This window comes from Synechococcus sp. Cruz CV12-2-Slac-r (genome assembly GCF_024346075.1).
Lineage (GTDB): Bacteria > Cyanobacteriota > Cyanobacteriia > PCC-6307 > Cyanobiaceae > Synechococcus_D.
The window spans coordinates 1-5,421 of sequence record NZ_JAGQEK010000109.1; the positions used below are offsets into that span (position 1 = coordinate 1).

The 5,421-nt window shown below is 53.3% G+C and carries 8 protein-coding genes; 3 read left to right on the forward strand and 5 right to left on the reverse strand.

Features of this window, described 5'->3' with window-relative positions:
• A partial coding sequence (locus KB557_RS11240) for an MlaD family protein (protein WP_399218886.1) occupies positions 1-232 on the reverse strand: 232 nt, incomplete at its 3' end.
• 7 nt (positions 233-239) lie between these two features.
• Positions 240-1,046: an ABC transporter ATP-binding protein gene (locus tag KB557_RS08580; RefSeq protein WP_255133259.1), complete on the reverse strand. Its 807-nt coding sequence runs from the start codon at positions 1,044-1,046 to the stop codon at positions 240-242.
• Positions 1,047-1,063: 17 nt separating this feature from the next.
• Here KB557_RS08580 and yvcK point away from each other — a divergent pair, with 17 nt between their 5' ends.
• Positions 1,064-2,455, forward strand: a complete 1,392-nt coding sequence (gene yvcK, locus KB557_RS08585) for a gluconeogenesis factor YvcK family protein (protein ID WP_255133261.1) — start codon at positions 1,064-1,066, stop codon at positions 2,453-2,455.
• Here the strand turns inward: yvcK and KB557_RS08590 are convergent.
• The 3 genes from KB557_RS08590 to KB557_RS08600 are packed head-to-tail and all read right to left on the reverse strand — an operon-like array spanning position 2,452 to position 4,063.
• Positions 2,452-2,946 carry an NAD(P)H-quinone oxidoreductase subunit J gene (locus tag KB557_RS08590; protein WP_255133264.1) on the reverse strand — a complete coding sequence of 165 codons (495 nt, stop codon included), beginning with the start codon at positions 2,944-2,946 and terminating at the stop codon, positions 2,452-2,454. The two genes, yvcK and KB557_RS08590, sit on opposite strands and share 4 nt — an antisense overlap.
• Positions 2,943-3,671, reverse strand: coding sequence for an NADH-quinone oxidoreductase subunit NuoB (nuoB, locus tag KB557_RS08595; RefSeq protein ID WP_399218888.1), 729 nt, complete (start codon positions 3,669-3,671; stop codon positions 2,943-2,945). Before nuoB ends, KB557_RS08590 begins: the two co-directional genes overlap by 4 nt.
• A 29-nt stretch (positions 3,672-3,700) precedes the next feature.
• A complete protein-coding gene (locus KB557_RS08600) occupies positions 3,701-4,063 on the reverse strand; it encodes an NAD(P)H-quinone oxidoreductase subunit 3 (RefSeq protein WP_255133268.1) in 363 nt (120 codons plus the stop codon).
• 92 nt (positions 4,064-4,155) lie between these two features.
• Here KB557_RS08600 and KB557_RS08605 point away from each other — a divergent pair, with 92 nt between their 5' ends.
• Together KB557_RS08605 and KB557_RS08610 are read left to right on the forward strand one after the other, a co-directional pair.
• On the forward strand, positions 4,156-4,536 hold the full coding sequence (locus KB557_RS08605; RefSeq protein WP_255133270.1) for a rubredoxin: 381 nt from the start codon (positions 4,156-4,158) through the stop codon (positions 4,534-4,536).
• Positions 4,537-4,599: 63 nt separating this feature from the next.
• On the forward strand, positions 4,600-5,421 hold an 822-nt coding region (locus KB557_RS08610; protein WP_255133272.1), incomplete at its 3' end, for a photosynthesis system II assembly factor Ycf48.

The window sequence follows — 5,421 nt, forward strand, 5'->3', positions numbered from 1 at the left end:
CCAAAACGCTCCCTCCTTGGACCGTAACCCTATTTACAGAGCCCACTTGCACTCCCCTAAAAGTGACGCTGCTTCTGGGGACAAGGCCTGCAGCATCAGCAAATCGCAGCCGGATTGGCCAACTTTTTTTGCCAAAAACCACTCCAGATAACCAAAACCACAGCCCCACCCCACCGGCTATTGCTGCCAGAAGTGAAAAACCGATACTTGCTTCTTTAACGCTTCTACGCATCGCTTAATTACAGCTCTTTTGGTTGCATGGGTCCTGTAAGGCTACCGGTTCTGAACTGAACCACAAAAGGATCATCACTGCATCTAAATGCTTCCACTGAACCCTGCCAGCGCAATTCGGCTTCATAGAGCAACACCACCCGTTCTGCGGCCCGTTCGATCGTGCTTAAAACGTGGCTCACCACCACAGAAGTGCCGTTGGCAAGGCGAGTGGTGGTAACCATTAAATCTTCGAGGCGGGTGGAAGCCATCGGATCAAGCCCGGCGGTGGGTTCATCGAAGAGCAACAAGGGAAAATCTTGGCCAGCGCCGGGATCATCCACCATGGCGCGGGCAAAACTAACCCGTTTTTGCATCCCACCGGATAATTCAGCCGGCATCATCTCCTCTGTGCCCGCTAATCCAACAGCTTCAAGGCAGCGGGCCACCCTGCTACGGATTTCTGCTTCAGCGAGGGAACCATCGCGGTAAAGCAAAAAACCAACATTTTGCAGCACCGAAAGGGAGGCAAGTAAGGCTGGATTTTGCGAAACCAACCTCACATCAGGGGGACGGTTTTGATCTAGGCGTAGATAGCGCTGCAGCTCACCAAAGAGCAGCAAATCGCCATCAGTTGGCATTTCCAAGCCGGCCAGCATTCGCAAAATTGTGGTTTTTCCTGCGCCGGATGGGCCCACAATTGCCAGGCGTTCCCCTGGCATCAATTGCAAATGCAGATCTGAAAGGATCCTCCGATTACCCCGGTTCAAGCTCACCCCGCGTAACTCCACCACCGGTGAGCTGGAATGGTTTATGGGGAATCGGGCTTTACTCATCTAAGTAAGGTGAATACATGGGACAACCCGCCGGCGAACATCATCACCGCCGCGACGAACTGGTGAAGCGCTCAAGGCGCGCGGTGCAGTGGCTGCAACCGGGCCTTGTGGTGAAGCGCTGGGTTCTCACCTCAGCCCTAGGGCTGGTGATGGCCCTATTAGGTGCAGCCATCTGGGCAGACCTTAAACCGATCTACTGGACGATCACCGCAATCGAAACTTTGTTGCGCTCCCTGGCGGGGGCCGGCGGTGGTTTTACAGGACCCCTAGTGCTTCTGCTGGGGGCCGCAATGATTTTAATAGGCCAGAGCCGCAGTTTTGGCTCAATCCAACGGGCACTGGCACCCCATCAAAACGAAACCGCTCTGGTGGATGCCTTGGTGGCCCAGCGGCGCTTAAACCGCGGCCCAAATATCGTGGCAATCGGTGGTGGCACTGGTCTTTCCACCTTATTGAGCGGCTTAAAGCGCTATAGCGGCAATCTCACCGCGATCGTTACGGTGGCTGATGATGGAGGTAGTAGTGGCATATTGCGGCGTGAGCTGGGGGTGCAACCACCAGGCGATATCCGCAACTGCTTAGCGGCCCTTGCCCGGGAAGAACCCCTTCTAACCAAGCTTTTTCAATACCGCTTCACCGCTGGTAGTGGCCTTGAAGGCCACAGTTTTGGCAATTTATTTATCTCAGCCCTCACCGCCATCACCGGCAGCCTTGAAACAGCAATCACCGCCAGTAGCAAGGTGCTTGCGGTGCAGGGGCAAGTGGTGCCAGCCACCAGCTCCGATGTGCGCCTCTGGGCTGAATTAGAGGATGGTCGCCGGCTTGAAGGCGAATCAAATATCGGCAAGGCCGATAGCCCCATCGTGCGGCTTGGTTGCACGCCATCACGGCCAGCTGCATTACCTCGAGCCCTTGAAGCGATTGCACAGGCAGATTTAATCGTGCTGGGCCCCGGCAGCCTCTACACCTCGTTGCTGCCGAATTTGCTTGTGCCCCAATTGGTAGAAGCGATCGGCCGCTCACAAGCACCGCGCTTATATATCTGCAACTTAATGACTCAACCTGGCGAAACAGATGGCCTTGATGTGGCCGGCCATCTCAGGGCGATAGAAGCTCAACTTGCCACCCATGGGGTGCAGGGGCGTTTATTTGATGCGGTACTCGCCCAAGAGGCTCTTGCAAGTGGGCCAGAGCTCAACTATTACCGCGCCCGCGGCGCTGAACCGGTGCATTGCGACGTAAAGCAATTAAAAAAGCAGGGCTATGTAGTGATGCTGGCTTCTATGCAGGGCAAGCAACAACGCAGTGCTGGGCGCGCAAGCAGAGGCACCTTGCGCCATGAACCGCGAAATTTGGCCCTTGCCGTAATGCGTTTTTATCGCAACAGCCAAAAAAATAAATCTAATTAATGGGCATCTTGGAGTTCATAGAAATCGGGTTGCACATAATCTTTTCGTAAAGGATAACCAACCCAATCTTCTGGCATTAATAAACGCTTCTGCAAAGGATGGCCGCTGTAAGTAATACCAAACATGTCGAAGCATTCCCGCTCTTGCCAATCAGCACCACGGTAAAGGGGGTAAAGAGATGGCACCGTTAGATCACCGCTGCGGGGCAAACTCACCTCAAGGCGCACTTCAATAATGCTATGGCCATCACTATTACCAAGCTGCGCTAAATGATAAAAACTCACTAGGTTTTTACCAGGGCCTTCGTCATAGGCACCTTGCACTTGCAAATAGTCGAAACCTTTGGCCTTAAGGGCGGCTGCCACTAAAGGCAAAACCGCTGGATCAACGCCAATGCGCTCGATACCAAGGTGATCTGCAGCCAAAAGCTGGGTGGCGAAACCCTGTTGCTGCAACCATTCCGCAAAGGGGCCGGGGCTGAGATCAGTCATGGTTGAGCCGCTGCTGCGATGGGTTCAGGAGTGGTTTTAGGGGCGGAGATTGTTAAATTGAGTGGCGATACTGCTTCTGCTGCCGCAAGGGCTAGTTTTTGCGATTCAGCTCGCAGGTAGCGCCCGTCGATGATGGGTTCTACCGCAGTCATGCGGTGGGAAACAGTGGAATAACGGTGTGTGGGTAACAAACGACCCCGCTCTTGCAGGGCTTCATTACCAACTTTTTTGCGCAATTTGATCACCGCATCAAAAATTGCCTCCGGCCGTGGCGGGCAGCCCGGCAGATATAGATCCACTGGAATTAATTTATCTACCCCGCGCACAGCGGTGGTGGAATCAGCGGAAAACATGCCGCCGGTAATAGTGCAAGCACCCATAGCAATTACGTATTTAGGTTCTGGCATCTGTTCATATAAACGCACCAAAGCGGGCGCCATTTTCATTGTTACGGTGCCCGCCACGATAATTAAATCGGCTTGGCGGGGGCTTGAGCGGGGCACTAAACCGAAACGATCAAAATCAAATCTTGAGCCGATCAACGCAGCAAATTCGATAAAACAACAAGCGGTGCCATAAAGCAGCGGCCAAAGGCTGCTGAGGCGTGCCCAGTTGTGCAAATCATCAAGGCTGGTGAGAATCACATTCTCGGAAAGGCCAGTGGTGATTTCAGGGGCACCAACGGGTCCGCAACTGGCTGCCCTGAGATCTCTCAAGGCATCTATAGATGATGGGGTTTGGTTGTTTGTCACACTCAGCTCCATTCGAGGGCGCCCTTGCGCCAGGCATAGGCCAGGGCCACTAACAATATGGCAATAAAAATGAGAGCTTCAATGAAGGCGAGCAAGCCAAGGCGACTAAAAGCCACGGCCCAGGGGTAAAGAAATACGGTTTCCACATCGAATATCACAAATACCAACGCAAACATGTAGTAGCGAATGTTGAATTGGATCCAAGCGCCACCCACAGGCTCCATGCCTGATTCATAGGTAAGCAAGCGCTCGCCGCTGCGAGATTTAGGGGCCACCAGCTTGTTGGTGACAAGTGCCAGCACCGGCACTGCCGCTGCAATCAGCAAAAACCCCAAAAAGGCGTCGTAGCCAGGAAGAACAAACATGCCTGAGGGCTACTCAGAATTAATTACACCAGTGTGACACCGTTGCCGCAGCAGTGGCTCGATAGAGTTGGTGTCCGTATTGGGCTGTTGCCATGGATAACCCCGAAATAGATAGCCCCGAAATTGTTGCTCCAGAAACTCTTGTTCCAGAAAGCGATCCAGATACCCACCGCTTTGAATGCCGCAGCTGCGGCTTTGTTTACGACCCAGAAGAAGGGGTAAAAAAACTCGGTATCGAGGTAAATACGCCATTCAGCGCAATTGATCCACGCCGTTTTCGTTGCCCGGTGTGTCGCAGCCCGGTGGGAGCTTTCCGCGATATCGGCCCCCGCAACAAACCAAGCGGCTTTGAAGAAAATCTTAAATTTGGCTTTGGCGTAAATAAGCTCACTCCAGGCCAAAAAAACGTATTGATTTTTGGTGGCTTCGCCTTAGCTGTTGCTTTTTTCTTATCTCTCTATTCCCTGCGCTGAATTCTTGTTTTTGAATTTTGGCCCCGAATTTTGGCTCTGAATTTTGACCCTGCAACTCACTCCATGACTAAATCGATCCCACAAGCACTGAATCAAGCGATCAACTCAATACTCAAGCCTTTATTGAGCTGTGTTTTGGTGCTGCTGCTCACCACCGCTTGCGTAACTACCGGCCTTGCCACTGCCCCTAGCAGCCCCTGGGTGCCAGTGCCGCTAAACATCTCTTCCAACCCCCTTGATGTGGCATTTACCGATAGCCAGCACGGCTTTTTGGTGGGTAGCAACAGGCTGGTGATGGAAACCAACGATGGCGGCAACAGCTGGGTCGAACGGGCGATAAACCTGCCAGCAGAGGAAAATTTTCGCTTAATTAGTGTTGATTTTCTTGGTGATGAAGGCTGGATTGCAGGCCAACCGGGCTTACTGCTGCACAGTGATGATGCTGGCCAAAATTGGACGCGTTTGCTGCTCGATACAAAACTGCCCGGCGATCCTTACTTAATTAATGCCATCGGCCCTAACAAGGCAGAACTAGCAACAACTGTGGGGGCGATCTACCGCAGCAGCGATAGCGGCAAGAGCTGGCAAGCGGAAGTTAGTGATGCCGCTGGAGCAGTGCGCGACCTGCGCCGCAGCCCCGATGGCAGTTATGTGAGCGTGAGTGGGCTCGGTAATTTCTTTTCCACCTGGAGCCCTGGCGATCAGGTATGGCAACCCCATAACCGGGTGAGCAGCCAACGGGTGCAAACGATGGGTTTCCAACCCAGTGGCGAACTGTGGATGGTTACCCGCGGCGCGCAACTGCGCTTTAACCCAAATGGCAGCAACCCTGAGGAATGGAGTAAGCCGGTAATCCCGATCACGAATGGCTATGGCTATTTGGAT